Raw genomic sequence first — 25,524 nt, 5'->3', positions numbered from 1 at the left:
CCCTGTTCACAAGGGAGCGGCTTTTTTATTGCAGAATTATTTCATCAAATAAATAACTAGCAAGCTAACTATCGAGTTTAAACTTTTGCAATCGAACCTGACCTTTCAGCCAAGTTCGAGAGCATCTCACCTAGTTACTTCGCAGCACTTTCCTGCATCACTCGAATCACCCGCTGCGGAAATGGAATATCAATTCCTGCCGCTTTCAAGCGATCGCGCGCCAGTTCATTGAGCATGAACACTACATCCCAATAATCAGGCGTCTTGGTCCAGCAACGCAGAGAAACAGTGATAGAACTGTCACCCAAGGTCGAAACCACGGCAACGGCGGCCGGATCAGTCAACACCCGTGGGTCTTTCGCCAGTTCCAACAGCACTTCACGGGCTTTCTGCAGGTCGGCTTCGTAGTCGACACCCACGTCAAACACCACCTTGCGGGTTGGCTGACGGTTGGTGTTGGTGATCAGGCCATTGGACAGGCTACCGTTGGGGATGATCACGGTCTTGTTGTCGCCGGTGCGCAACACGGTGTGGAAGATCTGGATGCTGTCGACGGTACCGGAGGTACCCTGGGCTTCGATCCAGTCACCAATACGAAACGGGCGGAACAACAGAATCAGCACGCCACCGGCGAAGTTCGCCAGGCTGCCTTGCAACGCCAGGCCGATGGCCAGGGTGGCGGCACCGATTGCGGCAACGAACGAGGTGGTTGCCACGCCGATCATGGATGCCACGTTGACCACCAGCATGACTTTGAGCGCGATGTTGGCCAGGCTGGTGATGAAGTGTTGCAATGCCAGGTCAGCGTTACGCAGCGCCAGCAAACGCCCAACCCGGTGGGTCAACACGTTGATCAGCCACCAACCGATGGCCAGCGTGACCACAGCCAGCAAGAACCGGCTGCCGTACTCCATGATCATCGGGAGCCAAGACTCGGAGGTCTTGATCAGGTGATCCACTTCTGCGTTTAAATCCATGTAGCTTCTCCTGTTTAGCGGATGTACGGCTTGTTGGCTGCCTGAAAATGCAAATGAGCCCCGGAGGGCTCACGTGCAGGCACAGACTCTGGGGCGTGGGACGTCAAAAACATCGACTGGTTCCCCAAAGGGCCATCAGTCGCGGAAGTTGTTGAACTGCAGCGGCATGTCGAAGGTCTTGGCGCGCAGGGCAGCGATGGCTTCCTGCAAGTCATCACGCTTCTTGCCGGTAACACGTACCTGCTCACCCTGAATGGCCGCCTGGACTTTCAGCTTGGCATCCTTGATGTGGGCGACGATTTTCTTCGCCAGCTCCTTGTCGATGCCTTCTTTGAGCACCGCTTCCTGTTTCATCAGTTTGCCGGAGGCGTACGCATCCTTGATTTCAAGGCATTGTGCGTCGATCTTGCGCTTGACCAGCGACAGCTTGAGGATTTCGATCATCGCTTCCAGCTGGAAGTCGGCTTCGGCGGTCAGGTTGACGGTCAGTTCCTTTTCCTTGAATTCGAAACTGCCCTTGCCTTTCAAGTCATAGCGACGGTCCAGTTCCTTGACGGCGTTCTCGACGGCGTTGGTGACTTCGTGTTTGTCCAGTTCGGATACCACGTCGAACGAAGGCATGTCATTTCTCCAATATAAGGGGCGGGCTCAGTAGAGATGGAGCGCGCCCGAGCTAAAATGCCGGGGCATTATAGCGGTTCTTTCGTCCCGTTCACCGTGAGCGACCCTACGGAGCACAAACTGATGTCGACTACCTGGCATATTCTCGGCGCCGGCAGCCTCGGCACACTCTGGGCCACGCGCCTGGCCCGCGCGGGCGTGCCTGTGCGCTTGATCCTGCGCGATGCCGCACGCCTGGCGAGTTACCAAGCCGGGCCCGGGTTGACGCTGGTGGAGCACGGCGTGGAACAGACTTACCCCGTGATTGGCGAAACGCCTGACAGCCCAGAGCCAATTCGCCGCCTGTTAGCGGCGTGCAAAGCCTACGATGCACAAAGCGCCGTCGCACAGTTGCAGCATCGGCTGGCGCCGGACGCCGAGTTGATCCTGCTGCAAAACGGCCTCGGCAGCCAGGACGCCGTCGCTGCGCAGTTGCCCCAGGCGCGTTGCCTCTTTGCGTCCAGCACCGAAGGCGCCTTCCGCGACGGCGATTGGCGCGTGGTATTTGCCGGGCATGGCTACACCTGGCTCGGCGATGCCGCCCACCCTGCCCCGCCACTCTGGCTGAGCGATTTGCAGGCGGCCGGCATACCCCACGAATGGAGTACCGACATTCTCACGCGCCTGTGGCGCAAGCTGGCGCTCAATTGCGCAATCAACCCGCTGACGGTGCTGTATCAATGCCGCAACGGCGGCCTGCAGGCCCATCAGTGTGAAGTCGCCACCCTGTGCGCCGAGCTGGCCGAGTTGCTCGAATGTTGCGGCCAGCCGGCGGCGGCCGAGGCTTTGCACAGCGAAGTTGAGCGGGTGATCCAGGCCACTGCCGCCAACTATTCCTCCATGTATCAGGACGTGGCCAACGCCCGGCGCACCGAAATCAGCTACCTGCTCGGCTACGCTTGCCAGGCGGCCGCACGCCATCAATTGGTTCTCCCCCACTTGCAACAAGTACAGGCACGGCTGATCGCCTTCCTGGCTGCACGCGGATTGGCCAGCGACTGAGGCACGCGCTACCCTGCCTACCTGTCTATCACCTGGGAAAACCCTGATGCCACTGCGCCAGCGTCTAGAAAATCTACCGGTAGGGCAGAAACTGCTGGCCGCTCTGCTGGTGTTGTTGACCACCGTGTTGCTGGTCGCCAACCTGACGTTTATCAGTGCCGCCTACTGGATTTCACAGGAAAGTATGGCGCCGCAGGCCTTGCAGGCCATTGGCCGCCTGGTTTCCAACCCGTCGCTGGCTGCCGAAGCCATTGAGTCGCCGGCCAAGGCCGACGCATTGCTTAACGAGCTGACCAGCTACTCACCACTACGCGCCGCAGCGCTGTACGACGGCGACGGCAACCGCCTGGCGCAGATGCAACACGGCAACCGCCTGCACCTGCCGGATAACTACCGGCACATTGAGGCCTGGCGGGTCACCGAGTTTCGCAGCAACCAGGTCATCACGCTGCCCCGCGCCGGCCAACCTTCCGGGCACCTGCTCCTGGTGGCGAGCAGCGAGTTGCCGGTGGCTTTCTACACCGGCACCCTGACCGCCAGCCTGGGCATCCTGATTTTCAGTGTGCTGCTGTGGTTGATCATCGCCCGGCAGATCAAACGCCTGATCACCCGCCCGATCCACGAACTCGAGGAACTGTCACGCCAGGTGACCCGCGAAGAGAACTACGCCCTGCGCGCCCGCCGCGGCAACCATGATGAAATCGGCAGCCTGGCTGAAGCCTTCAACACCATGTTGTCGCGCATCGAAGCCCGTGAGCAGCAGCTCAAACGCGCGCGCGACGACTCCCAGGCCGCTTATGACCAGGCTCAGGGCCTGGCCGAAGAAACCCGCCATACCAACCGCAAGCTGGAACTGGAAGTACAGGTTCGCAGCAAGATCGAGAAAAAACTCACCGGCTTCCAGAACTACCTGAACAGCATCATTGACTCCATGCCCTCGGCGCTGATCGCCCTGGACGAACAGCTCTACGTGACCCAGTGGAACCAGGAAGCCAGCGCGCTTTCCGGCACGCGTCTGGATGAAGCGCTGAACCAGCCGATCTTCCTGGCGTTCCAGCCGCTCAAGCCCTACCTGCCGCAGATCAAGGCCACGGTTGAACAACACAGCGTAGAGCGGATCGAGCGCGTCACGTGGGTCAAGGATGACGAGGCCAAGCATTACGCCCTCACCTTTTACCCGCTGATGGGCGGCGCCGGGCGTGGCGTGGTGATCCGTATCGATGACATCACCCAACGCCTGTCCCTGGAAGAAATGATGGTGCAGTCGGAGAAAATGTTGTCTGTCGGCGGCCTCGCAGCAGGCATGGCCCATGAAATCAACAACCCCTTGGGGGCGATCCTGCACAACGTGCAGAACATTCGCCGCCGCCTGTCTCCCGACTTGCCCAAAAACCTGGAGCACGCCGAACAGGCGGGCATCGAGCTGGAAACCGTGAACCGTTACCTGCAAAGCCGCGAAGTGCCGCAATTGCTCGACGGCATTCAACAGGCTGGTGCGCGCGCGGCGAAAATCGTCACCCACATGCTCAGCTTCAGCCGCCGCAGCAATCGCCAGATGGCGCCCTGCGATTTGCCCGCATTGATTGATCAGGCCGTAGACATTGCCGGCAACGACTTCGACCTGACCATCGGCTTCGACTTCAAGGGCCAGGCAATCATCCGTCAATTCGACCCGCAACTGGGCCCCGTGCCCGGCACCGCCAACGAGTTGGAACAGGTACTGCTCAACCTGCTGAAAAACGCCGCCCAGGCCATTCACCAGCGTGAAGACGACAGCGAGCCGGGGCGTATTATCCTGCGTACTCGCCTGAACCCGCCGTGGGCCGAGATCCAGGTGGAAGACAACGGCATTGGCATGAGTGAGAACGTACGCAAGCGCACCTTCGAGCCGTTCTTCACCACCAAGGAAATCGGCCAAGGCACCGGGCTCGGGCTGTCAGTGTCGTATTTCATCATCACCAATAACCACAAGGGCCAGATGGAAGTGCACTCCACACCGGGCCAAGGCACTTGCTTTACCCTGCGCTTGCCTTTGGCCGGCAGCCAACTGCCACCTTACGAACTCACCCGACTGGAGCAATGACCATGGGCTTTCGCCTGTCGAAGATCTACACACGTACCGGCGACAAAGGCGAGACGGGCCTGGGCGACGGCCGTCGCGTGCCCAAGGATCATCCGCGCGTTGAGGCTATCGGTGAAGTGGATACGCTGAACAGCCAGTTGGGATTGCTGCTGGCCAACCTGGAAGAACAAAGCGGCAAACATCCAGAACTGAAGGACGTGATCGACGTGCTTACGCCGTGCCAGCATCGGTTGTTTGACCTGGGCGGTGAACTGGCGATGCCGGTGTACAAAGCATTGAACGCAGCGGAAGTGGACCGGCTGGAAGCGGCGATTGACCGTTGGAACGAGGAAGTGGGGCCGCTGGAGAATTTCATTTTGCCCGGTGGCTCGGCGTTGATCGCCCAGGCCCATGTGTGCCGCAGCCTGGCGCGCAGTGCGGAGCGGCGGTGTCAGCAGTTGAATGCGGTCGAGCCGCTGGAAGGCGTGGGGCTGTCGTATATCAATCGGTTGTCGGATTTGTTGTTTGTGGCGGCACGGGTGATTGCCAAGCGCCAAGGGGTTGCGGAAGTGTTGTGGCAGGCGGCGGCCAAACCCCATTGATGTTTTTTAGTGATTGATAGGGCCTCATCGCAGGCAAGCCAGCGATGAGGCCATCAAAGTTGCATCAAACCTCAGGCCAGAACGCCCGAATCCCGGCCACACCCTGGGCCCCAGCCTCCCAAGCCTTCTCCCGCTCGGCAGGCCCAACCCCACCCAACAGAAACACCGGCTTGCTGAACCCACGGATCAACTGAGCAGCCATTTCCCAACCGAGCGGCTGGCCATCCGGATGAGTCTGGGTCGGCTGCACCGGCGACAGCGTGACAAAATCCACGTCCATCATTTCTGCCAGCGCCAGCTCTTCAGCGTTATGGCATGAGGCCGCCAGCCAACGATCCTTCGGCAGCGGCCGGCCTTTGCTTGCGTATTTACGCAATTGTGCCGAAGTCATGTGCCAGCCAGCTGCAGGAAAATCCCCCAGCCATTCAAACGGCCCCTTGAGCATCAACTGCGCCTTGCCGGCGCACAGGCCCACCGCGTCTACCGCCAGGTCACGGTATTTGGGGTCGTAACCGTTCGGCGCGCGCAGTTGAATCAGCCTGGTGCCACCGGCAATGGCTTTCTGGATACCGCGCAACAGGGTCGGGGTTTCCAGTTCGCCAGGCGTGATCAGGTATTCGGCTGGCAAACGCGCGGCCGCCACAATCGGCGCATTCGCCGCCGGGAACTCATAGTTGATCAAGTCCCGAGGCGCCACCCACTCCAATGGCTGCCCTTCGGCACCATGAGGCTCGCCGGTAAAGGCCGAGACTTCCCACACGTCCAGCAACACCTGCTTGTCCGGGTAGTCATGTTGCACCTTGATCAGCGGCCGGGCCGTGGTGACCTGAATGCCCAGTTCTTCCTGCAACTCGCGCGACAGCGCGGCGGCGACCGACTCATCGGCCTCCACCTTGCCGCCGGGAAACTCCCACAGGCCGCCCTGGTGCTGTGTATCGGCACGGCGCGCCAGCAGAATCCTGCCGTCGACGCCGCGGATCACCGCTGCTGCTACATGCACTCGTTTCACCGCGCTTATCCTCTGTGTTATCAGGTACGGTATTCCGCGTTGATCTTCACGTACTCGTGGGACAGGTCGGTGGTCCAGATGGTTTCGCTGCACGCACCACGGCCCAGCTCGATACGGATGGTGATTTCTTCCTGCTGCATCACGGCCGAACCCTGGGCTTCGGTGTAGGACTCGGCACGAGCGCCACGGCTGGCAATGCACACATCGCCGAGGAACACGTCGATCTTGCTCACGTCCAGGTCCGGCACACCGGCACGGCCCACGGCGGCGAGAATACGGCCCCAGTTCGGGTCGGAGGCGAACAGTGCGGTCTTGATCAGCGGCGAGTGCGCCACGGTGTAGCCCACGTCCAGGCATTCCTGGTGGTTACCGCCGCCATTCACTTCAACAGTGACGAACTTGGTCGCGCCTTCGCCGTCACGCACGATGGCCTGGGCCACGTCCATGCACACTTCAAACACAGCCTGCTTCAACGCCGTGAACAGCGGGCCGCTGGCCTCGGTGATTTCCGGCAGGTTAGCCTGGCCAGTGGCGATCAGCATGCAGCAGTCGTTGGTCGAGGTGTCGCCATCGATAGTGATGCGGTTGAACGACTTGTTGGCGCCGTCCAGGATCAAGCGGTGCAGCACGTCACGGGAGACTTTGGCGTCGGTGGCGATGTAGCCGAGCATGGTGGCCATGTTTGGGCGGATCATGCCCGCGCCCTTGCTGATGCCGGTCACGGTGACAGTCACGCCATCGTGCACAAACTGACGGCTCGCGCCTTTGGGCAGGGTATCGGTGGTCATGATGCCGGTGGCCGCAGCGGCCCAGTTATCCACAGACAGGTCATCCAGCGCAGCTTGCAGGGCGCCTTCGATTTTCTCGACGGGCAGCGGCTCACCGATCACACCGGTGGAGTACGGCAGCACCTGGCTGGCATCAACCCCGGCAATCTGGGCCAGCTTGGCGCAGGTGCGCGCAGCCGCTACAAGGCCCGGCTCGCCGGTGCCGGCGTTAGCGTTGCCGGTGTTGGTCAGCAGGTAACGGATGTTACCGGCCACGCGCTGCTTGGCCAGGATCACCGGCGCTGCGCAGAACGCATTAAGGGTGAACACACCGGCGACGGTCGAGCCTTCGGCACAGCGCATCACCACCACATCTTTACGCCCCGGGCGCTTGATGCCGGCCGAAGCGATACCGAGTTCAAAACCGGCGACCGGGTGCAAAGTGGGCAAAGGACCAAGACCAACAGCCATGAATGCGCTCCTTAAAAATGAGGTGATGTCTGTACCGTCGTGAGCGACGGTGAAATTAATGGCAAAACGCCGCGACGGCAAAGGCCGGTCGCGGCGCAGGGTGTTGCAGCGTCAGGCAAAAATCTTAGTTGATTTCGCCGTGGCAGTGTTTGAACTTCTTGCCCGAACCGCACCAGCACAGTTCGTTGCGGCCCAGCTTCTGATCGTTGCGAACCGGCGTCTGAGCCAGGGCCACATCGACCTCCTCGCCGAGGATTTCCGGCGCCTCAAGGCCCGGCGCTTCGTCGTGCTGGAACTGCATGCGCGCAGCCAGTGCTTCGGCTTCCTGACGCAGGCGAGCTTCTTCCTCGATCGGGTCTTCGCGACGCACCTGAACGTGGGACAGCACGCGAATCGAATCGCGCTTGATCGAATCCAGCAACTCGGAGAACAGCGTGAACGACTCGCGCTTGTACTCTTGCTTTGGGTTCTTCTGGGCGTAGCCACGCAGGTGGATACCGTGACGCAAGTGGTCCATGGTCGACAGGTGGTCTTTCCACAGGTCGTCCAGCACGCGCAGTACGATTTGTTTCTCGAAGGTGCGCAGTGCTTCGGCACTCGCCTGCTCTTCTTTTTCGTTGTACGCGGCCAGCAGCTCGGTCATCAGCTTCTCGCGCAGCGTCTCTTCGTACAGGTGGTCGTCTTCGTCCAGCCATTGCTGAACCGGCAAGTCCACACCGAAATCGCTCTTCAAAGCCGCTTCCAGACCGGCAACATCCCACTGCTCTGGCAGGGACTGTGGCGGAATGTGTGCGCTGACGGTGGCGTTGAGCACGTCCTGACGGAAATCGGCGATGGTCTCGCCAATGTTGTCGGCGGCCAGCAACGTGTTACGCATGTGATAGATCACTTTACGCTGTTCGTTGTTGACGTCATCGAACTCGAGCAGTTGCTTGCGAATGTCGAAGTTACGGCCTTCAACCTTGCGCTGCGCCTTCTCGATGGCGTTGGTCACCATGCGGTGCTCGATCGCTTCACCGGACTGCATGCCCAAGGCCTTCATGAAGTTCTTCACCCGGTCAGAGGCGAAGATGCGCATCAGGCTGTCTTCCAGGGACAGGTAGAAGCGGCTGGAACCGGCGTCACCCTGACGGCCGGCACGACCACGCAGCTGGTTGTCGATACGGCGCGATTCGTGACGCTCGGACGCAATCACCTGCAGGCCACCGGATTCCAGAACGGCCTGGTGGCGTTTCTGCCAATCAGCCTTGATCTGGGCGATTTGCTCGGGGCTCGGGTTTTCCAGTGCCGCAACTTCCACTTCCCAGTTACCGCCCAACAGGATGTCGGTACCACGACCGGCCATGTTGGTGGCAATGGTCAGCGCGCCAGGGCGACCGGCCTGGGCGATGATCTCGGCTTCTTTTTCGTGGAACTTGGCGTTCAGAACCTTGTGCTCGATGCCTTCCTTGTTGAGCAGGTTGGACACGTGCTCGGAAGTCTCGATGGTGGCAGTACCCACCAGGATCGGACGGCCCTGGGCCATGCCGTCTTTGATGTCGTTGATGATTGCCGCGTATTTCTCTTCGGCCGTCAGGAACACCAGGTCGTTGAAATCTTTACGTGCCAGTGGCTTGTTCGGTGGAATCACCATCACGGCCAGGCTGTAGATCTGGTGGAATTCGAACGCTTCGGTGTCGGCCGTACCGGTCATGCCGGACAGTTTGTTGTACAGACGGAAGTAGTTCTGGAAGGTGGTGGACGCCAACGTCTGGCTTTCGGCCTGGATGTTGAGGTGTTCCTTCGCTTCGATGGCCTGGTGCAGGCCTTCGGACAGGCGACGCCCCGGCATGGTGCGACCGGTGTGTTCGTCGACCAGTACAACCTGGCCGTCCTGCACGATGTATTCAACGTTGCGGTGGAACAGCTTGTGGGCGCGCAGGCCGGCATACACGTGGGTCAACAGGCCCAGGTTGTGTGCCGAGTACAGGCTTTCGCCTTCGGCCAGCTCGCCGATCTGGGTCAGCATCTCTTCGACGAACTGGTGACCGGCTTCGTTGAACTCGACCTGACGGGTCTTCTCGTCGATGGTGAAGTGACCTTCTTTGGTCACCACACCTTCAACTTCTTCAACGTGTTGGGTCAGGCGCGGAATCAGTTTGTTGATTTCGGTGTACAGACGCGAGCTGTCTTCAGCCTGGCCGGAGATGATCAGCGGGGTACGGGCTTCGTCGATGAGGATGGAGTCGACTTCGTCGATCACGGCAAAGTTGAGTTCGCGCTGGAATTTTTCTTCCATGCTGAACGCCATGTTGTCGCGCAGGTAGTCGAAACCGAATTCGTTGTTGGTGCCGTAGGTGATGTCGGCAGCGTAGGCGGCGCGCTTTTCTTCCGGCGGCTGGAACGGCGTAACCACGCCGACGGTCAGGCCGAGGAATTCATAGAGCGGGCGCATCCAGTTGGCGTCCCGACGGGCCAGGTAGTCGTTCACCGTCACAACGTGCACGCCCTTGCCGGACAGTGCGTTGAGGTAAACGCCCAGGGTTGCCACCAGGGTCTTGCCTTCACCGGTACGCATTTCGGCAATCATGCCTTCATGCAAGGTCATGCCGCCGATCAACTGAACGTCGAAGTGGCGCATGCCCATGACACGCTTACCGGCTTCACGGGCGACCGCAAAGGCTTCGGGAAGCAGCTTGTCGAGGGTTTCACCTTTGGCTATGCGGGCCTTGAACTCTTGGGTCTTGGCGCGCAATTGCTCGTCCGAAAGGGCAACCATCTGCTCTTCGAAAGCATTGACCAGCTGCACCGTCTTGAGCATGCGTTTAACTTCGCGCTCATTCTTGCTTCCAAAAAGTTTCTTTAACAAAGGCGCAAACATATCGGCAGGTTCTTCCACACATAGGGATGGAGGGCGCACCGTGAGTGGCCCGAGCAGCCCTCACGGCCGCATGCGAACGCGCATTCTACCCGGATTCGTGGGTGAGGAAAGTGGCGTTGTTCCCCGATGCTGGCATGGTGCTGTGAGAGGGCCTGTTTAAAATAAGGGCTTTTACCGGAACTTCAACCCATCAAGCGCAGAAGTTACCTATTGATTTCCCCGGCAAAGCCCGGCCAGCGCTTTGCCCGGGGGCACACGGGCGCTTTCTGCTAAGATGGCGGCTCTGTTACTTAAGGTGTCTAAACATGGCATTTCGCCCACATACAGCCCGCGCGCCCAGCGTGTTGCTTCGCGAAGCCAAGCCGTTAAAAGCCATCTTCGGCCACGCGCAACGCTTGGGCCATTTGCAGCGCTTGCTCGACAGCCAATTGCAACCCGCCGCGCGGGAACATTGCCGTGTGGCGTCCTGGCGTGAAGGCAATTTGCTGTTAATTGTCACCGACGGCCACTGGGCGACCCGCCTGCGCTATCAGCAAAAACGCTTGCAGCGCCAGTTAATGCTGTTTGATGAGTTCGCCAGCCTGACGCGTATCCAGTTCAAGGTTCAGCCGCCCGCCGTGCTGCAAGGCGCGGCGGGACATACGCTGGACCTCTCGGAAAACGCCGCCGAGACCATCCAGGCAACGGCCGACGGGATCAGCGATCCGGGCTTGCGCGCAGCACTGGAGCGGTTGGCCGCCCACGCCAGGCCCAAACCCTGATCCCTCACTTGCGCTTGCTACCGCCCAACAACGAGCCCAAAAGGCCACGCACCAGTTGACGGCCCATTTGGTTGGCGGCCTGCTGCATGGCCGATTTGAGCGCCTTGCCTGCCGTAGTCCCCAAAAATTCTCCGGCCTTATCGGTGAAACTCGGCTCTTCGGCGCTCGGCTTGGCCTCCTCGGTCGTCCCAAGGTCCTTGCGCGCCATTAGCACTTCGTAGGCCGACTCGCGGTCAATCGGCTTGTCATACCGACCCAGCAACGGCGAACTGGCGATCAATGCCGCACGCTCAGCTTCGCTGAGTGGCCCGATCCGCGACTGCGGCGGCGCAACCAGCACACGCTGAACGACTTGCGGTGTGCCTTTTTCCTGCAAGGTGCCGACCAAGGCCTCACCCGTGCCCAGCTCCGTCAGCACAGACAGCGTATCGAAGGCCGGATTGGGTCGGAAGCCGTCCGCCACAGCCCTCAGGGACTTCTGTTCTTTAGTTGTGAAAGCACGCAAGCCGTGCTGAATACGCAGACCCAGTTGCGCCAATACCGTGTCAGGTAAATCGCCCGGAGATTGAGTGACGAAATACACGCCCACCCCTTTGGAACGGATCAAACGCACCACTTGCTCCAGACGGTCCTGCAATGCCTTGGGCGTATCCGCGAACAGCAAATGCGCTTCGTCGAAGAACAGTGCCAGCAGCGGCTTGTCGGCATCGCCACGCTCCGGCAATTGCTCGAACAGCTCGGCCAGCAGCCACAACAGGAACGTCGCGTAGACCTTGGGCGCCTCATGCACAAGACGGCTGGCGTCCAACAAATGGATGCGCCCGCGACCATCGCTGGCGGGTTGCAAAATATCTTCAAGCTGCAGAGCCGGTTCACCAAACAGCGCTTCGGCGCCCTGCTGTTCCAGCACGGCCAGACGCCTGAGCAATGCCTGGCTGGAGCCGGTGGTCATCAGCGCAGCGTCGTCGCCCAGCAACTCCGGGTGATAACGCAGGTGATTGAGCAGGGCCTTGAGGTCCTTGAGGTCCAGCAGCAACAGGCCCTCGCGGTCTGCCACCTTGAATGTCGCGTAGAGCGCCGATTGCTGGCTGTCGGTGAGCTCGAGCAACGCGCCGAGCAATAACGGGCCCATCTCGCTGATGGTGGTGCGCAGCGGATGACCGGACTGCCCGTGGATATCCCACAACGTGACCGGATAAGCCTTCGCCGTGTAATTGAGGAAGGGCATGCCCGCAATGCGCTCGGCCACCTTGCCTTGAGGGTTGGCGGCAGCGCCCAGGCCGCACAGGTCGCCCTTGATGTCGGCGGCAAACACGGCCACGCCCGCATCACTGAAGGCTTCCGCCAGGCGCTGCAACGTGACGGTCTTGCCTGTGCCGGTGGCGCCGGCAATCAACCCGTGACGGTTGGCCAGGCGCATGGCCTGAGCGATGGGTTGGCCATCCAGGCCCGCGCCGATAAGGAGTTGCGAAGAGTCAGGCATTTCGTCACCTATGGTTAATCTTTAGTATCGCCAGGTCGATATAGACACATGTGAGACCCACAAAGTCTAAAAATAGGTCAGATAGCTCCTACAGGGACTAACGAGAAATATCACACCTTTTTTTAACGCTGCCATTTTGCGCCTCCCACAAGGACGCGCTTCGGATATTAAGACCTTAGCGGACCCTACAAGCCATGAATAAAAATCTGCGCTTCAGCCACAAAATCCTGCTTGCAGCCTCCCTTATCGTCATCGCCGCCTTCGCACTGTTTACCCTCTACAACGACTACCTGCAACGCAACGCAATTCGCGACGACCTCAACAACTACCTGCATGAAATGGGGGATGTCACCGCCAGCAATATTCAAACCTGGCTCGCCGGGCGTATTGCCCTGGTGGAAAACGCGGCACAAAACATCGCCATCAACCCGGAACCGGCAGCGGTCGCAACGCTGCTGGAACAGAAAGCCCTGACCTCCTCGTTCATGGCAACCTACGTGGGCGACAGCAAAGGCGCCTTCACCATCCGCCCCGATACCAAGATGCCGGACGGCTTCGACCCCCGGGTTCGCCCCTGGTATACAGGCGCCCAGAGCAGTAACGGTTCAACACTGACTGAGCCCTACATCGACGCAGCCACCGGGCAGTTGATTATTTCCATCGCCACGCCCAGTGCCAAAGCCGGCCAGAGCATCGGCGTGGTAGGTGGCGACCTGAGCCTGCAAACCCTGGTAGATAATATCGGCGCGCTGAACTTTGGCGGTATGGGCTATGCCTTTTTGGTCAGTGCCGATGGCAAAGTGCTGGTGCACCCGGACAAACCCCTGGTGATGAAGACCCTGGCGGACGTGTACCCAAAAAATACACCGACAATCAGCGGTGACTTCAGCGAAGTCGAAGCCAACGGCAAAGACAACATCGTGACCTTTACCCCGATCAAAGGCCTGCCGTCGGTAAAATGGTACCTGGGCATTTCGGTGGATAAAGACAAATCCTTCGCCATGCTCAGCAAATTCCGCACCTCGGCGGTGATAGCCACCGTCATCGCCGTGGTGATCATCATCGCGCTGCTGGGCATGCTGATCCGCGTCCTGTTGCAACCCCTGCACCTGATGACCCGCGCCATGCAGGACATCGCCGATGGCGAAGGTGACCTGACCCGCCGCTTGACCATCCAGAACCACGACGAATTCGGCACCCTCGGCAATGCTTTCAACCGCTTCGTTGAGAGAATTCATACGTCGATTCGCGAAGTATCCTCGGCCACTCAACAGGTCAACGAAGTTGCCCTGCGCGTGGTCAGCGCCTCCAACTCATCGATGGTCAACTCCGACGAGCAAGCCAACCGTACCAACAGCGTCGCCGCCGCGATCAACGAACTGGGGGCCGCCGCCCAGGAAATCGCACGCAATGCAGCGCAAGCCTCCCATCAGGCCACCGACGCACGGCAACTGGCGCAAGACGGCCAGCAGGTGGTGGAGCGCAATATCAAGGCCATGAACCAGCTGTCCGGAATGATCAGCGCTTCCAGCACCAATATCGAAGCGCTCAATAGCAAGACGGTGAATATCGGGCAAATTCTCGAGGTGATCACCAGCATCTCCCAGCAGACCAACCTGCTGGCCCTGAACGCTGCAATCGAAGCCGCCCGTGCCGGTGAAGCCGGGCGCGGGTTTGCAGTGGTGGCCGACGAGGTCCGCAACCTGGCCCATCGCACTCAGGAATCGGCACAACAAGTGCAGAAGATGATCGAGGAACTGCAAGTCGGCGCGCGTGAATCTGTCAGCACCATGAGTGAAAGCCAGCGCCACAGCCTGGACAGCGTGGAGATTGCCAACCTGGCGGGTGAGCGCTTGAACAGCGTGACCCAACGTATTGGCGAGATTGACGGCATGAATCAGTCGGTCGCCACCGCTACCGAGGAACAGACCTCCGTGGTGGAGTCGATCAACATGGACATCACCGAGATCAACACCCTCAATCAGGAAGGTGTGGAAAACCTGCACGCAACCTTGCGGGCCTGCACCGACCTGGAACAACAAGCATCGCGCTTGAAGCAGTTGGTGGGCAGTTTCCGGATCTGACCCTGGGCCCGCGTTATTCAGCTGTGGGCTCGGGCTTGCCCTTCTCCTGCTCCCACAGTTCGGCGGCACCGGGAAACTCGGTGCCGTCTTCAGCGTCCAGGTCATCCGGGTCAAACCGGCTCAAACAGCCCTCCCCCAGCGTCGCGGGTGGTTTGGAGGTGGCTTTGTCCAGTGGATCGCTCATCGTTCAATCCTCAACAGCAACAATGAAAAAGGGCCTGGGACGATTTAACGCCCAGGCCCTTTTTTGATCAATCAAAAGCCGCGGGTATCAGAACACCACGGTTTTGTTGCCATGTACCAGCACGCGGTCTTCCAGGTGGTAACGCAGGCCACGGGCCAGGACCATCTTCTCGACATCACGGCCGAAGCGCACCATGTCTTCAATGCTGTCGCTGTGGCTGACGCGCACCACGTCCTGCTCGATGATCGGACCGGCGTCCAGCTCCTCGGTGACATAGTGGCAAGTAGCGCCAATCAGCTTCACGCCGCGCAGGGAAGCCTGATGGTAAGGCTTGGCGCCGACAAACGATGGCAGAAAGCTGTGGTGAATGTTGATCACCTTGCCGGCGTACTCGCGGCACAGTTCCGGCGGCAGGATCTGCATGTAGCGCGCCAATACCACCACGTCGGCCTCGTGCTGCTTGACCAGGCGGGAGACTTCGGCGAATGCCGGCTCCTTGTCCTGCGGGTTGACCGGTACGTGGTAGTAAGGAATGCCATGCCACTCGACCATGCTGCGCAGGTCGTCGTGGTTGGAGATCACACACGCGATCTCGCAATCGAGCTCATCGCTGTGCCAGCGGTGCAGCAAGTCGGCCAGGCAATGGGACTCACGGCTGGCCATCAGCACCACGCGTTTTTTCTGCTCGGTGTCGGTAATGTGCCAGGTCATCGAAAACTCTTCAGCGATTGGCGCAAACGCCTCGCGAAAGGCTTCAAGGCCGAAAGGCAACGTGTCGGCACGAATTTCGTGACGCATGAAAAACCAACCGCTGAGATCGTCCGAGTGATGGCTCGCCTCGGTGATCCAACCGTTATGGGAAGCCAGAAAGTTACTGACTTTGGCAACGATACCAACCCGGTCCGGGCAAGCAATCACCAGCCGAAAAGTGCGCATTAGGGGGAAACTCCAGAACTTCGCAAAGGCCGCCATTCTAGCGATTACGCAGAAAAACTGCAGTATTGATTGAGGCTTGTTCCACACCCGCGCCCGGCCATCACCCTTAATTGCCTAAGGTTTTACCACCACTAGATGACCGTAAAACGGCAGAGGTGGCCAGTTATCAAAACACAAGCGGAATAATCTTTAGGCTTACCACCTATTAATTAACTCGATTGCGCAGGTTTGCCACAAACATTGAAAGTAATTCACATAAATGCACCCTTAAATGTTTACTTGGAGAAATTGCCTGACTATTATTGAGTCACTCCCCTGTCAATCAGCGCTCTACATAAGGTAGTCCACATGTCACTGATCAACGAATACCGCGCCACCGAAGAAGCTATCAAAGAGCTGCAAGCCCGTTTGAAGAACCTGTCCCAAGACGACAAGCTGCAAACCGAGCTGGAATTCGAAGGCAAACTGCGCGCCCTGATGGGTGAATACTCCAAATCCCTGCGTGACATCATCGCGCTGCTGGATCCAGAGTCGAAAGTTAAAGCACCGCGCGGCGCTGTAAAAACTACCGGCACCAAGCGTGCCCGCAAGGTTAAGCAATACAAGAACCCGCATAACGGCGAAGTGATTGAAACCAAAGGTGGCAACCACAAAACGCTGAAAGAGTGGAAAGCCAAGTGGGGCGGCGATGTCGTTGAAGGCTGGGCTACCCTGCTGGGCTAAGCTTCGCCAGGCGCTTGCCTGATACGCTGCACATAAAAAACGCCAGCTCGCTGGCGTTTTTTATTGTCCGAATATTCTACAACTACCCGACTACAGATCCAGACGAGCGGCTAAAGTGTCGGCATATTCCTGCCACTGATCCAGCACCTGACACTGAAACGATGTAGCACTAGCAGCCAACTCAACACGCGCCAGCTTAAATGCCTCGAGAGTATTGGGCGCCCCGTACTCCGGATTCGACAAACGTTGCTGGCAGAACAGTTTCCAGCGTTGTTGTTCCTCGTTGTTCAAGGTGTCGGGAAAGTTGCGGGCACGGTAGCGAAATAATAATTCGGGCAACCGATGATCATCAAATGGCCACTGCTGGCGTGCAAGATCCACAGGTTCAGCCGTGCGGACTTGTTCGCATAAACGACGGTCGCGGTCGCCAATAAAACCGTCGTAGAGCTGCTGCTCCGGGTCGGCACTCGGCGTAAAGTCTTCCTCGGCATAAATGGCCGCCAACTTGTCACGCCAAACTTCCTGTGCGTCAGTTAGTCGCAGCGCCCGCGCCTGGCAGGTGCCCATATCCAAGTGCAGTCGTTCACAGTCTTGCGCCCGTAAGACACTCAATGGGGCAACCACCGGGCAACGGTTGATATGCAACAACTTGAGCGGCACGGGCAGCTCACCTTCGGCTAAATCGTCACGGCGCGTGTAAAGGCGCTGACGCAAGGTATCGACGTCGAGATCCAGCAACCCTTGAGGGTCCAGCCCCAGGTCGCAGACGATCAACGCATTGCGATTGCGCGGATGCCAGGCCAGTGGCAGTACCACTCCCAGGTAATGACGCTCGGCAGCAAAGCGCCCGGAGATATGTACCATCGGTTGCAGCAGACGCACCTGGTCCATGACCCGTTGCTTGCTGCGCAATTGAAACAACCACTCATAAAGCTTGGGCTGTTTCTCACGCACCAGACGGGCCAGGGCGATGGTCGCGCGCACGTCAGACAGTGCATCGTGGGCCTGGCCATGATCGATGCCGTTGGCCTCGGTCATCCGCTCGAGCTTGAGGGTGACGCGCCCATCCTGTTCAGGCCAGGCGATACCCTCAGGGCGCAGCGCATACGCGGTGCGCACTACATCGATCAGATCCCAGCGGCTGTTGCCGCCCTGCCACTCGCGTGCGTAGGGGTCAAAAAAGTTGCGATACAGGCTGTACCGCGTCATCTCATCGTCAAATCGCAGCGTGTTGTAACCGGCGCCGCAGGTGCCCGGTGCGGCCAACTCGGCGTGCACCCGGGTCATGAAGTCGGCTTCGCTCAGGCCCTTCTCCGCCAGGACGGCGGGGGAGATGCCGGTGATTGCACACGCGGCCGGATGGGGCAGGATATCGTCGCCGGGCAGGCAATACAGGTTGACCGGCGCAGCGACCTCGTTGAGTTCGAGGTCGGTACGAATACCGGCGACCTGCAGCGGGCGATCGCTGCGCGGGTTGATGCCAGTGGTTTCATAGTCGTACCAGAAAATGGTGGTCACGGGCTGTTCCTGTGTTGAAGACCGACAAAGTCTAGGCGCTGCATGGCGCTCGCGGCCAGCAATACCTTCACTGTACAAACATCCAGCAAAACCTTGAGTGGTTGCTTCCACCGTTGACACTGCTAGCATCCGACTCTCTCAACCGCTTCGCACTGCCAAGGATCGCAATGCCATCAGCTCCTTTGGACACTTGCTACCAGATCGAAACCCCGGAGGGCATCGATCTGCCCTTGCGCCCTGCCGGCCTGCCGCCACGCATGCTGGCCTTCGCTTTCGATCTGGGCGTGCGCGGGTTGATCATGGGCATCCTGCTGGTACCCCTGGCCCTGCTGGGCAATGTAGGGATTGGCCTGGGTTCATTGCTGCTGTTCCTGGTCAGTTGGTGGTACATGGTGCTGTTCGAAGTGCTCAATCAGGGCCGCTCACCCGGCAAGCAAGTCATGGGCCTGCGGGTCATTCAAGACGACGGCACACCCGTTGGCTGGTCCGCTTCGCTGACCCGGAACCTGCTGCGCTTTGTCGACATGTTGCCGTTTGGCTACTTCATCGGCGCCATCAGTTGCCTGCAACACCCTCACTTCAAGCGTCTGGGCGATTTGGCCGCCGGAACCCTGGTGATTTACCAAACGCTACCGCTTGCCCGCCCCGCTATCCCCCAAGCCCCTGCGCTGCGCCTGCCATTCACCCTGGAGCTGAGTGAGCAGCGCGCCATCCTCGGCTTCGCCGAACGCCAAGGCGAACTGTCCAGCGAACGGGTACGGGAACTGGCCGCCATCCTCGCCGCTCCCCTGCAGGTATCTCCCGCACGGGCGACAGAACACCTCAACGGCGTGGCCCGTGGTTTGCTGGGGCCGACATGAAACAGAGCCTGTTCGAAAGCCGTCACCAACCTGAATGGCAGGCCTTTGCAGAACAACTGAAACAGTTGGAGCAAGGCAAAACCAAGGCAAGCGACATGGCCGATTTCCCCCGCCAATACCGACGTTTGTGCCAGCACCTCGCGATGGCACAGGACCGGGGCTACAGCAGCTATCTGGTGGACCCTCTGCAACAGCTTGCCCTGCGCGGCCACCAACAGTTGTATCGCCACCGCAGCCAATTGGCCGCGAATGTATTGAGCTTCCTGCTGGCCGGTTTCCCTCGCCTGGTACGCGAGCAGTGGCGCTTTGTGGCGATCGCCAGCGCGCTGTTCTTTGGCAGCCTGGCGGGCATAGCCTTACTGGTCTACCTGTTTCCCGACCTCATCTACAGCATCATCAGCCCACAACAGGTCGCCGAGATGCAAAGCATGTACGACCCCGATGCCAGTCGCCTGGGCAGGGCTGCCGACCGGGCCTCCAGTGAAGACTGGATGATGTTTGGCTACTACGTGATGCACAACACCGGCATCGCCTTCCAGACCTTTGCCGCTGGTTTGCTGTTGGGTCTGGGCAGCGTGTTTTTTCTGATTTTCAACGGTTTGATCATCGGTGCAATCTCCGGCCACCTTACCGAAATAGGCTATGGCCAGACCTTCTGGTCGTTTGTGATCGGCCACGGCGCCTTCGAACTGAGCGCAATCGCCCTGGCCGGAGCGGCGGGGCTGCAACTGGGCTGGGCGTTGATTGCTCCAGGCCCCCTGGCACGCAGCGAATCCCTGAGATTGGCTGCACGCAAAAGCGTACAGATGCTGTGTGGCGTAATGGTATTCCTGCTGATCGCCGCGTTTATCGAAGCTTACTGGTCATCCACCACGACTGTGGCCCCGTGGATCAAATACCTGGTCGGCGCCACACTGTGGCTGCTGGTGGCCGCTTACCTGATTTTCGCCGGGCGGGCCCTCCATGCGCCTGAGTGATGCGAGCGTCGTGATTCGCCCCCGTACAGCCTGGGAAGCCATGGACCTTGGCATACTCATGGCCCGCGAGCATCGCCTGCTGCTGATGAGTACCTGGGCGCTCGTGAGCCTGCCGGTATTTGCCTTGCTTACCGTGTTGCTCTGGGAGCACCCATCAACCGCACTTTTTCTGTTCTGGTGGCTCAAGCCAGCCTTCGACCGCTTGCCGCTGTACATCCTGTCCAAAGCCTTGTTTGGCGAGACACCCAGCACCAAACAGGCAATACGTCATTGGCCGCGCCTGCTCAAAAGCCAACTGCTGGCCAGCCTGACATGGCGACGGCTCAGCCTGAGCCGCAGTTTCCTGATGCCGGTCAGCCAGCTTGAAGGGCTGGACGGGCAGGCACGCCAGCAGCGCCTGGGCGTGTTGCTGCAACATAACGCCGGCGCCGCACGCTGGCTGACCCTCCTGGGGGTACACGTGGAAATCGGCCTGTGGCTTGGCTGCATGGCACTGTTTTATCTTTTCATTCCTGAACAGCTTGAGCTGGATTGGGACTGGCAACGGCTGGCACTCGCCAGCGGTTCGCAAGGGCTATGGCTGGAACATCTGAGCAATGCTTTCTATGCGTTGGTCCTGGTGTTTTGGGAACCTGTCTACGTGGCCTGCGGCTTCAGCCTCTATCTCAACCGCCGCACTGTGCTGGAGGCCTGGGACCTGGAGCTGGTGTTCCGCCGACTGCGCCAGCGCTTGAGCAGCGTTGCAACAGGCGTACTGTTGGCGGTCGGGCTGATCCTGGTACAAACCAGCCACCCGGCCCATGCGGACCAGGCCAATGACCACAAACCACTGAGCCCCCAAGCGGCCAGCCGATCGATCAAGGCGCAGTTGGAAAACCCGCCCTTCAAAAACCCGGAAACCGTCACCCGCTACCGTTTCGGCGAAGAAAAACCAGCCCCTGCAAGCAAAGCCCACGGCGACGGCAAACTACCGGCCTGGCTACGGGCGCTGCTGGATAACTTCAACAGCAATACCTTCAAACATATTGCACAGGGCCTGAAAATACTGCTGTGGAGCCTGTTGATCGGTGCTCTCGCCCTGCTTGCCTGGTACTACCGCAGCTGGCTGCAAGCCTTTGTCAGCCGGCGCGAAGGGCGCAAGCCCAAGGCCGAAAAATCCGCCCCCACGCAATTGTTTGGCCTGGAGCTGGGTATTGAAACCTTGCCCGAAGACATCGCCACCACCGCCGAAAAACTCTGGCATACCCGACCACGGGAGGCCCTTGGTCTTTTATACCGTGGCCTGCTCAGCCGCTTGCTGCACGATTTCAACCTGCCGCTGAAAAGTGCCGATACCGAAGGCCAGGTCCTGGAGCGCGTACATCAATTGCAGCACCCCCAGGTACTGGCATTCAGCGATGAGCTGACCCGTCACTGGCAAAACCTTGCCTATGGTCACCGGCTGCCCCCAGCCCCCGTACAGCAGCAGCTGTGCAGAGACTGGCGTGCGTTGTTCAATTCAGAGGCCGCCCGATGAACCGGCCGCTCGCCTGGGTGGGGCTGCTGTTCGCATGCCTGCTGGGAGCCGGTGCCTTTTATTTCTGGCAAAAGGCAATCCCCTATGACGAGGTGGTCGATCGCGGGCCATCGCCGCAGGTCCGAGCGAACCCTTATATGGCGGCTGAATATTTCCTGCGCCAGCAAGGGATCACCGTTGAACAGGCCAAAGGCCTCGAACGGCTTGCCGACCTTTCTCCCAAGGGAAACAGCCTGCTGCTGCTGGGCGAACGCAGCCACATGACCCCACGCCAGGTGGACCAGCTTGTGAACTGGGCAAAATCCGGCGGCCACCTGCTGCTGGTCGCCGAAGCGTTGTGGGATGAAGAAACCGGCAAAAGCGGCGACCTGTTGCTCGACCGAGTGGATATCCACCAAACCTTGAGCGACACCTACGAGGAGCCGGCCTCCCCGCGCAAAAAGAAAGCGCCGGACCTGACCAAGCTCTACGTCGACAATGAAACCGCCCCGGCCTATTTCAGCTTCGATACCGACTTCAACCTCGTTGATCCCAAGCACCTCTCACAGTTTTCCGCCAACAGTGCCAAATCCAGTCATCTGATGCAGCGCGACCTCGGGCAAGGCGTCGTAACGGTTATAACCGACAGCGATTTGTGGAAAACCTCAAACATCGGCAACCACGATAATGCCTGGCTGTTGTGGTACCTCAACCAGGGCACCCATGTGACAGTGCTGTTCAATAGCGACGTGGACAACCTGATGACGCTATTGCTACGGAACTTCCCGCAAGCTCTGGTGGCGCTCGCAGCACTGATTGCCTTTGCACTTTGGCGAGCGGGCATGCGCCAGGGCCCGATCCAGGCACCTGCGTCCAAGGCTCGTCGGCAATTGCAGGAACATTTACAGGCCAGCGCCGACTTCCTGCTGCGGCGCAGTGGCCAAGCCCCTCTGCTGCGCGCCTTGCAACGTGATATCCAGCACGCTGCAAGGCGGCGTCATCCGGGTTTTGAATATCTGGGCACCACCGAACAGTGTCAGGTGCTCGAACGCATGACGCGCCAACCCTCCAATGTCATCAGCCAGGCCCTTGGCCCACTCCCGGAAAAACGGCTCAGCAGCGCCGATTTCAGCCGTCAGGTGGCGTGCCTTCAGACCCTCAGGAATGCCCTATGAGCGATTTTCCAGCAGCCACCCTTCCAACCAGCGAAGCGCTTGTGCAAGCCAGCCGGCAAGCACAAGCCTTGCGCGTTGAACTACGCAAGGCGGTGATTGGCCAGGACCAGGTGATTGACGACGTGCTCACTGCATTGATTGCCGGAGGGCATGTGTTGCTGGAGGGCGTACCAGGCTTGGGCAAGACGTTACTGGTACGTGCTTTGGCCCGTTGCTTTGGAGGCGATTTCGCGCGTATTCAGTTCACACCGGACCTGATGCCCAGCGACGTGACCGGCCATGCCGTATACGACCTGCACACAGAACAGTTCAAGCTGCGCAAGGGGCCTCTGTTCACCCACCTGCTGCTGGCCGATGAAATCAACCGTGCCCCGGCAAAGACTCAAGCCGCCTTGCTTGAAGCCATGCAGGAGCGCCAAGTGACTCTTGAGGGCGAGGCGCTGCCCATCGGCCAACCGTTCATGGTGCTGGCCACCCAGAATCCCATTGAACAGGAAGGCACCTACCCCTTGCCTGAGGCCGAGTTGGACCGCTTCATGCTCAAGGTGCGGATGGATTACCCCGATGCGCAGCAGGAGCTGGACATGGTGCGCGAAGTCACCCGTTCATCCCGGGCCGACATGCTGGATGTACAGCCACTGCGCACCGTGCTGCAGGCAGAAGACGTACTGCAGCTGCAGCAGATCGCCAGCGCGCTGGCCCTGGATGAACAGGTGCTCGACTACGCAGTACGCCTGGCGCGGGCCACGCGCACCTGGCCCGGCCTGGCTATCGGCGCCGGGCCACGAGCGTCCATCGCCCTGGTCCGCGGTGCCCGGGCGCGAGCGCTGTTGCGCGGGGGCGAATTTGTCACCCCCGATGACATCAAGGGCTGCGCGCTGGCGGTATTGCGTCATCGGGTGCGCATTGCGCCGGAGCTGGACATCGACGGCCTGGAGGTAGATCAGGTGCTCCAGCAAATGCTTGACCAGATTGCGGCTCCACGGCAGTGACCCACCCATGAAGCCGACGGGACTGTTGCTGAGCTGGCTGAGCGTGCTGCTGGGCCTCAATGCCCTGCTCGGCGGCGCTGTAGCCTTGCAGTTCAACGTACCGGGCACGCTGCACTCGATAGCCTGGGGCCTGCTGCTGGCGCTGCTACTGATGGCGGTGTTAGACGCCATTCGCTTGCGTCGCCGCCCCTCTGTACAGGTGCAACGGCAAATGCCCGGGAGCCTGGCGTTGGGCCGCTGGGGTGAAGTACGCCTGACCCTGACGCACAGCTACTCGCAACCGGTGAGGGTAACGGTGTTTGATCACGTCCCGGACGGCCTGAGCCTGGAAAACCTGCCCCAGACCATTGAATTGCGCCCTGGCGAGCGCAGCGAAATGGGCTACCGCCTGCGCCCTCTGCGGCGTGGGCACTTCAGGTTCAGCCGTTGCGAGGTTCAGCTTCCGAGCCCATTTGGCTTGTGGTCGGCACGAAGGTATGTGCAGGTGAGTGACGCCACACACGTCTACCCGGATTTCGCAAAACTCTACGGTGCACACCTTCTGGGCGTGGATAACTGGCTGAGCCAACTTGGCGTACGGCAACGCCAGCGCAGGGGGCTGGGCCTGGAATTCCATCAACTGCGCGAGTTTCGTGAAGGCGACAGCCTGCGCCAGATCGACTGGAAAGCCACTGCACGCCAACGCACACCCATCGCCCGGGAATACCAGGATGAACGTGACCAGCAAATTGTGTTCATGCTCGATTGTGGCCGGCGCATGCGCAGCCAGGATGGCGAACTGTCGCACTTCGACCACGCGCTCAACGCCTGCCTGCTACTCAGTTATGTAGCGTTACGCCAGGGCGATGCCGTGGGCCTGTGCACGTTCGCTGGCGATCAACCACGCTACCTGGCCCCGGTCAAGGGCGTTGGCCAATTGAACTTGCTGCTCAATACGGTATATGACCTCGACACAACCCGTCGAACAGCCGATTACGAAGCCGCCGCAAGCCAACTGTTGGCACGCCAAAAACGTCGTGCGCTGGTTATCGTGGTGACTAATCTGCAGGATGATGACGAAGAGGCCCTGATGACAGCGGTCAAGCGTATCAGCCGGCAGCACCGGGTCCTTGTGGCCAGCCTGCGCGAAGAGGTCCTCGATCAATTGCGCCAGGCCCCCGTGCAGACGTTGCCGGAAGCTCTGGCCTACAGCGGAACAGTCGACTACCTCAATGCACGGAATGCACTCCATGACCGGCTGAACGCACAGGGATTGTCGGTCGTGGACACTTCACCTTCGCAGCTGGGTGCCGAGCTGGTTACGCGCTACCTGGGCTGGAAAAAAGCCGGTGTATTCTAAACCGCAGATCGGACTACGGCCGGGGTATCCCCGAACCGGTCCGATAACAGTTGATCGCTAGGCTGATGCCTGCAAGGGGTCGAAACTGAAGTAATTCAACAAGGCCGCGATCAGGTGCGCGTACTCGTCGCACGCCTGCACCACGCTGAACCCCGAATCATAATGCTGAGGGTTGATATCTTCATGGCTCCACAGGCACGTAGCCGTGACGTCAATGGTCTGGATTTCACCTTCCGGCCCAGGGATTTTCAAACACAGTTCGAACTCTGCATCGACCATCATCGGCAATTGGCTGATCAACATCAGCCCGTTTGCCGAGACATTACCCAGATAGCCGATAGGCTTGTCAGTGAGGCGATTGAACACCTGCAGAAAGCAGGATAATTGATGCCGCTCAATTCGTCGGTGGTTAAACATGTGAGGTCGCCATCCATTGGCCATGTTGGCCGGGCCAGTGATTCGGAATAAGCCAATAGCTCACTCTCCCAGATCTGGGCATGACAACGCACATCCTCTGTGTCGTCGCACAGCTGCCGAATCGGGTTTGGCATTCGTTTGCATGGAAACTTGTACAAACGAATATCCAA

The 25,524-nt window shown here is 59.7% G+C and carries 22 protein-coding genes and 1 pseudogene; 13 read left to right on the top strand and 10 right to left on the bottom strand.

Annotation, left to right across the window (positions count from 1 at the left end; translation table 11 throughout):
* Positions 1 to 134: 134 nt before the first annotated feature.
* Together AB4P94_RS12465 and AB4P94_RS12460 are read right to left on the bottom strand one after the other, a co-directional pair.
* Positions 135 to 977, bottom strand: coding sequence for a mechanosensitive ion channel family protein (locus AB4P94_RS12465; RefSeq protein WP_395610762.1), 843 nt, complete (start codon positions 975 to 977; stop codon positions 135 to 137).
* Between the two features lie 135 nt (positions 978 to 1,112).
* Complete coding sequence (locus AB4P94_RS12460) at positions 1,113 to 1,598, bottom strand: YajQ family cyclic di-GMP-binding protein (protein WP_003175814.1); 486 nt, start codon at positions 1,596 to 1,598, stop codon at positions 1,113 to 1,115.
* Between the two features lie 123 nt (positions 1,599 to 1,721).
* On the opposite strand from AB4P94_RS12460, the gene AB4P94_RS12455 reads away from it, so the two are divergent.
* From AB4P94_RS12455 to AB4P94_RS12445, 3 genes are read left to right on the top strand one after another with little or no spacing between them, the layout of a single operon-like run.
* On the top strand, positions 1,722 to 2,639 hold the full coding sequence (locus AB4P94_RS12455) for a putative 2-dehydropantoate 2-reductase (protein WP_395610761.1): 918 nt from the start codon (positions 1,722 to 1,724) through the stop codon (positions 2,637 to 2,639).
* A 46-nt stretch (positions 2,640 to 2,685) separates the two neighbouring features.
* Positions 2,686 to 4,722, top strand: coding sequence for an ATP-binding protein (locus AB4P94_RS12450; RefSeq protein WP_395610760.1), 2,037 nt, complete (start codon positions 2,686 to 2,688; stop codon positions 4,720 to 4,722).
* Positions 4,723 to 4,724: 2 nt separating this feature from the next.
* Positions 4,725 to 5,303, top strand: coding sequence for a cob(I)yrinic acid a,c-diamide adenosyltransferase (locus AB4P94_RS12445; protein WP_395610759.1), 579 nt, complete (start codon positions 4,725 to 4,727; stop codon positions 5,301 to 5,303).
* Positions 5,304 to 5,367: 64 nt separating this feature from the next.
* Here AB4P94_RS12445 and AB4P94_RS12440 read toward each other — a convergent pair whose 3' ends face one another.
* The 3 genes from AB4P94_RS12440 to secA form a co-directional block, all read right to left on the bottom strand.
* On the bottom strand, positions 5,368 to 6,312 hold the full coding sequence (locus AB4P94_RS12440; RefSeq protein ID WP_395610758.1) for a Nudix family hydrolase: 945 nt from the start codon (positions 6,310 to 6,312) through the stop codon (positions 5,368 to 5,370).
* Positions 6,313 to 6,332: 20 nt separating this feature from the next.
* Complete coding sequence (gene argJ / locus AB4P94_RS12435; RefSeq protein WP_395610757.1) at positions 6,333 to 7,550, bottom strand: bifunctional glutamate N-acetyltransferase/amino-acid acetyltransferase ArgJ; 1,218 nt, start codon at positions 7,548 to 7,550, stop codon at positions 6,333 to 6,335.
* A gap of 124 nt (positions 7,551 to 7,674) precedes the next feature.
* Positions 7,675 to 10,410, bottom strand: coding sequence for a preprotein translocase subunit SecA (secA, locus tag AB4P94_RS12430; RefSeq protein ID WP_395610756.1), 2,736 nt, complete (start codon positions 10,408 to 10,410; stop codon positions 7,675 to 7,677).
* 305 nt (positions 10,411 to 10,715) lie between these two features.
* On the opposite strand from secA, the gene AB4P94_RS12425 reads away from it, so the two are divergent.
* Entirely contained in the window at positions 10,716 to 11,171 is a 456-nt protein-coding gene (locus AB4P94_RS12425) for a DUF721 domain-containing protein (RefSeq protein ID WP_395610755.1), read from the top strand.
* Positions 11,172 to 11,175: 4 nt separating this feature from the next.
* Here AB4P94_RS12425 and AB4P94_RS12420 read toward each other — a convergent pair whose 3' ends face one another.
* Entirely contained in the window at positions 11,176 to 12,654 is a 1,479-nt protein-coding gene (locus AB4P94_RS12420; protein WP_395610754.1) for a helicase HerA-like domain-containing protein, read from the bottom strand.
* Between the two features lie 194 nt (positions 12,655 to 12,848).
* Between AB4P94_RS12420 and AB4P94_RS12415 the strand changes: the two are divergent.
* Positions 12,849 to 13,832, top strand: a pseudogene (locus tag AB4P94_RS12415) (cache domain-containing protein); the annotation flags it as partial.
* Positions 13,833 to 13,973: 141 nt separating this feature from the next.
* Positions 13,974 to 14,738 carry a methyl-accepting chemotaxis protein gene (locus AB4P94_RS12410; RefSeq protein WP_395611327.1) on the top strand — a complete coding sequence of 255 codons (765 nt, stop codon included), beginning with the start codon at positions 13,974 to 13,976 and terminating at the stop codon, positions 14,736 to 14,738.
* Positions 14,739 to 14,751: 13 nt separating this feature from the next.
* Here the strand turns inward: AB4P94_RS12410 and AB4P94_RS12405 are convergent, their stop codons facing one another.
* Both AB4P94_RS12405 and purU read right to left on the bottom strand, forming a co-directional pair.
* Complete coding sequence (locus tag AB4P94_RS12405) at positions 14,752 to 14,922, bottom strand: hypothetical protein (protein ID WP_395610753.1); 171 nt, start codon at positions 14,920 to 14,922, stop codon at positions 14,752 to 14,754.
* An 87-nt stretch (positions 14,923 to 15,009) separates the two neighbouring features.
* Complete coding sequence (gene purU / locus AB4P94_RS12400) at positions 15,010 to 15,858, bottom strand: formyltetrahydrofolate deformylase (RefSeq protein WP_005790961.1); 849 nt, start codon at positions 15,856 to 15,858, stop codon at positions 15,010 to 15,012.
* A 348-nt stretch (positions 15,859 to 16,206) separates the two neighbouring features.
* On the opposite strand from purU, the gene mvaT reads away from it, so the two are divergent.
* On the top strand, positions 16,207 to 16,581 hold the full coding sequence (mvaT, locus tag AB4P94_RS12395; RefSeq protein WP_016970296.1) for a histone-like nucleoid-structuring protein MvaT: 375 nt from the start codon (positions 16,207 to 16,209) through the stop codon (positions 16,579 to 16,581).
* 90 nt (positions 16,582 to 16,671) lie between these two features.
* On the opposite strand, the gene sbcB is transcribed toward mvaT, so the two are convergent.
* A complete protein-coding gene (gene sbcB / locus AB4P94_RS12390; RefSeq protein ID WP_395610752.1) occupies positions 16,672 to 18,099 on the bottom strand; it encodes an exodeoxyribonuclease I in 1,428 nt (475 codons plus the stop codon).
* A gap of 167 nt (positions 18,100 to 18,266) precedes the next feature.
* Here sbcB and AB4P94_RS12385 point away from each other — a divergent pair, with 167 nt between their 5' ends.
* From AB4P94_RS12385 to AB4P94_RS12360, 6 genes are read left to right on the top strand one after another with little or no spacing between them, the layout of a single operon-like run.
* Complete coding sequence (locus AB4P94_RS12385; RefSeq protein ID WP_395610751.1) at positions 18,267 to 18,959, top strand: RDD family protein; 693 nt, start codon at positions 18,267 to 18,269, stop codon at positions 18,957 to 18,959.
* The gene (locus AB4P94_RS12380) at positions 18,956 to 19,936 is read left to right on the top strand and encodes a stage II sporulation protein M (protein WP_395610750.1); all 981 of its coding nucleotides are present in this window, start codon (positions 18,956 to 18,958) and stop codon (positions 19,934 to 19,936) included. Before AB4P94_RS12385 ends, AB4P94_RS12380 begins: the two co-directional genes overlap by 4 nt.
* Entirely contained in the window at positions 19,923 to 21,452 is a 1,530-nt protein-coding gene (locus AB4P94_RS12375) for a DUF4129 domain-containing protein (RefSeq protein WP_395610749.1), read from the top strand. The genes AB4P94_RS12380 and AB4P94_RS12375 overlap by 14 nt, the downstream gene beginning before the upstream one ends.
* On the top strand, positions 21,449 to 22,606 hold the full coding sequence (locus AB4P94_RS12370) for a DUF4350 domain-containing protein (RefSeq protein ID WP_395610748.1): 1,158 nt from the start codon (positions 21,449 to 21,451) through the stop codon (positions 22,604 to 22,606). Before AB4P94_RS12375 ends, AB4P94_RS12370 begins: the two co-directional genes overlap by 4 nt.
* A complete protein-coding gene (locus AB4P94_RS12365; protein WP_395610747.1) occupies positions 22,603 to 23,598 on the top strand; it encodes an AAA family ATPase in 996 nt (331 codons plus the stop codon). Before AB4P94_RS12370 ends, AB4P94_RS12365 begins: the two co-directional genes overlap by 4 nt.
* Before the next feature lie 7 nt (positions 23,599 to 23,605).
* Positions 23,606 to 24,937: a DUF58 domain-containing protein gene (locus AB4P94_RS12360; RefSeq protein WP_395610746.1), complete on the top strand. Its 1,332-nt coding sequence runs from the start codon at positions 23,606 to 23,608 to the stop codon at positions 24,935 to 24,937.
* A gap of 57 nt (positions 24,938 to 24,994) precedes the next feature.
* Here the strand turns inward: AB4P94_RS12360 and AB4P94_RS12355 are convergent, their stop codons facing one another.
* The gene (locus tag AB4P94_RS12355; protein WP_395610745.1) at positions 24,995 to 25,354 is read right to left on the bottom strand and encodes a PilZ domain-containing protein; all 360 of its coding nucleotides are present in this window, start codon (positions 25,352 to 25,354) and stop codon (positions 24,995 to 24,997) included.
* Between the last annotated feature and the right edge of the window lie 170 nt (positions 25,355 to 25,524).

The organism is Pseudomonas sp. B22129 (assembly GCF_044218875.1).
In the GTDB taxonomy this organism is placed as follows: Bacteria; Pseudomonadota; Gammaproteobacteria; order Pseudomonadales; family Pseudomonadaceae; genus Aquipseudomonas.
The sequence above is the reverse complement of the archived record's forward strand: the minus strand, read 5'-3'. Positions and strand labels throughout refer to the sequence as shown.

Bases quoted from the DNA above. Each gene is read 5' to 3' on its own strand.
- AB4P94_RS12465 (WP_395610762.1), bottom strand. From the start codon at position 977: ATGGATTTAAACGCAGAAGTGGATCACCTGATCAAGACCTCCGAGTCT.
- AB4P94_RS12460 (WP_003175814.1), bottom strand. From the start codon at position 1,598: ATGCCTTCGTTCGACGTGGTATCCGAACTGGACAAACACGAAGTCACC.
- AB4P94_RS12455 (WP_395610761.1), top strand. From the start codon at position 1,722: ATGTCGACTACCTGGCATATTCTCGGCGCCGGCAGCCTCGGCACACTC.
- AB4P94_RS12450 (WP_395610760.1), top strand. From the start codon at position 2,686: ATGCCACTGCGCCAGCGTCTAGAAAATCTACCGGTAGGGCAGAAACTG.
- AB4P94_RS12445 (WP_395610759.1), top strand. From the start codon at position 4,725: ATGGGCTTTCGCCTGTCGAAGATCTACACACGTACCGGCGACAAAGGC.
- argJ (WP_395610757.1), bottom strand. From the start codon at position 7,550: ATGGCTGTTGGTCTTGGTCCTTTGCCCACTTTGCACCCGGTCGCCGGT.
- secA (WP_395610756.1), bottom strand. From the start codon at position 10,410: ATGTTTGCGCCTTTGTTAAAGAAACTTTTTGGAAGCAAGAATGAGCGC.
- AB4P94_RS12425 (WP_395610755.1), top strand. From the start codon at position 10,716: ATGGCATTTCGCCCACATACAGCCCGCGCGCCCAGCGTGTTGCTTCGC.
- AB4P94_RS12420 (WP_395610754.1), bottom strand. From the start codon at position 12,654: ATGCCTGACTCTTCGCAACTCCTTATCGGCGCGGGCCTGGATGGCCAA.
- AB4P94_RS12410 (WP_395611327.1), top strand. From the start codon at position 13,974: ATGGTCAACTCCGACGAGCAAGCCAACCGTACCAACAGCGTCGCCGCC.
- AB4P94_RS12405 (WP_395610753.1), bottom strand. From the start codon at position 14,922: ATGAGCGATCCACTGGACAAAGCCACCTCCAAACCACCCGCGACGCTG.
- purU (WP_005790961.1), bottom strand. From the start codon at position 15,858: ATGCGCACTTTTCGGCTGGTGATTGCTTGCCCGGACCGGGTTGGTATC.
- mvaT (WP_016970296.1), top strand. From the start codon at position 16,207: ATGTCACTGATCAACGAATACCGCGCCACCGAAGAAGCTATCAAAGAG.
- AB4P94_RS12385 (WP_395610751.1), top strand. From the start codon at position 18,267: ATGCCATCAGCTCCTTTGGACACTTGCTACCAGATCGAAACCCCGGAG.
- AB4P94_RS12380 (WP_395610750.1), top strand. From the start codon at position 18,956: ATGAAACAGAGCCTGTTCGAAAGCCGTCACCAACCTGAATGGCAGGCC.
- AB4P94_RS12375 (WP_395610749.1), top strand. From the start codon at position 19,923: ATGCGCCTGAGTGATGCGAGCGTCGTGATTCGCCCCCGTACAGCCTGG.
- AB4P94_RS12370 (WP_395610748.1), top strand. From the start codon at position 21,449: ATGAACCGGCCGCTCGCCTGGGTGGGGCTGCTGTTCGCATGCCTGCTG.
- AB4P94_RS12365 (WP_395610747.1), top strand. From the start codon at position 22,603: ATGAGCGATTTTCCAGCAGCCACCCTTCCAACCAGCGAAGCGCTTGTG.
- AB4P94_RS12360 (WP_395610746.1), top strand. From the start codon at position 23,606: ATGAAGCCGACGGGACTGTTGCTGAGCTGGCTGAGCGTGCTGCTGGGC.
- AB4P94_RS12355 (WP_395610745.1), bottom strand. From the start codon at position 25,354: ATGTTTAACCACCGACGAATTGAGCGGCATCAATTATCCTGCTTTCTG.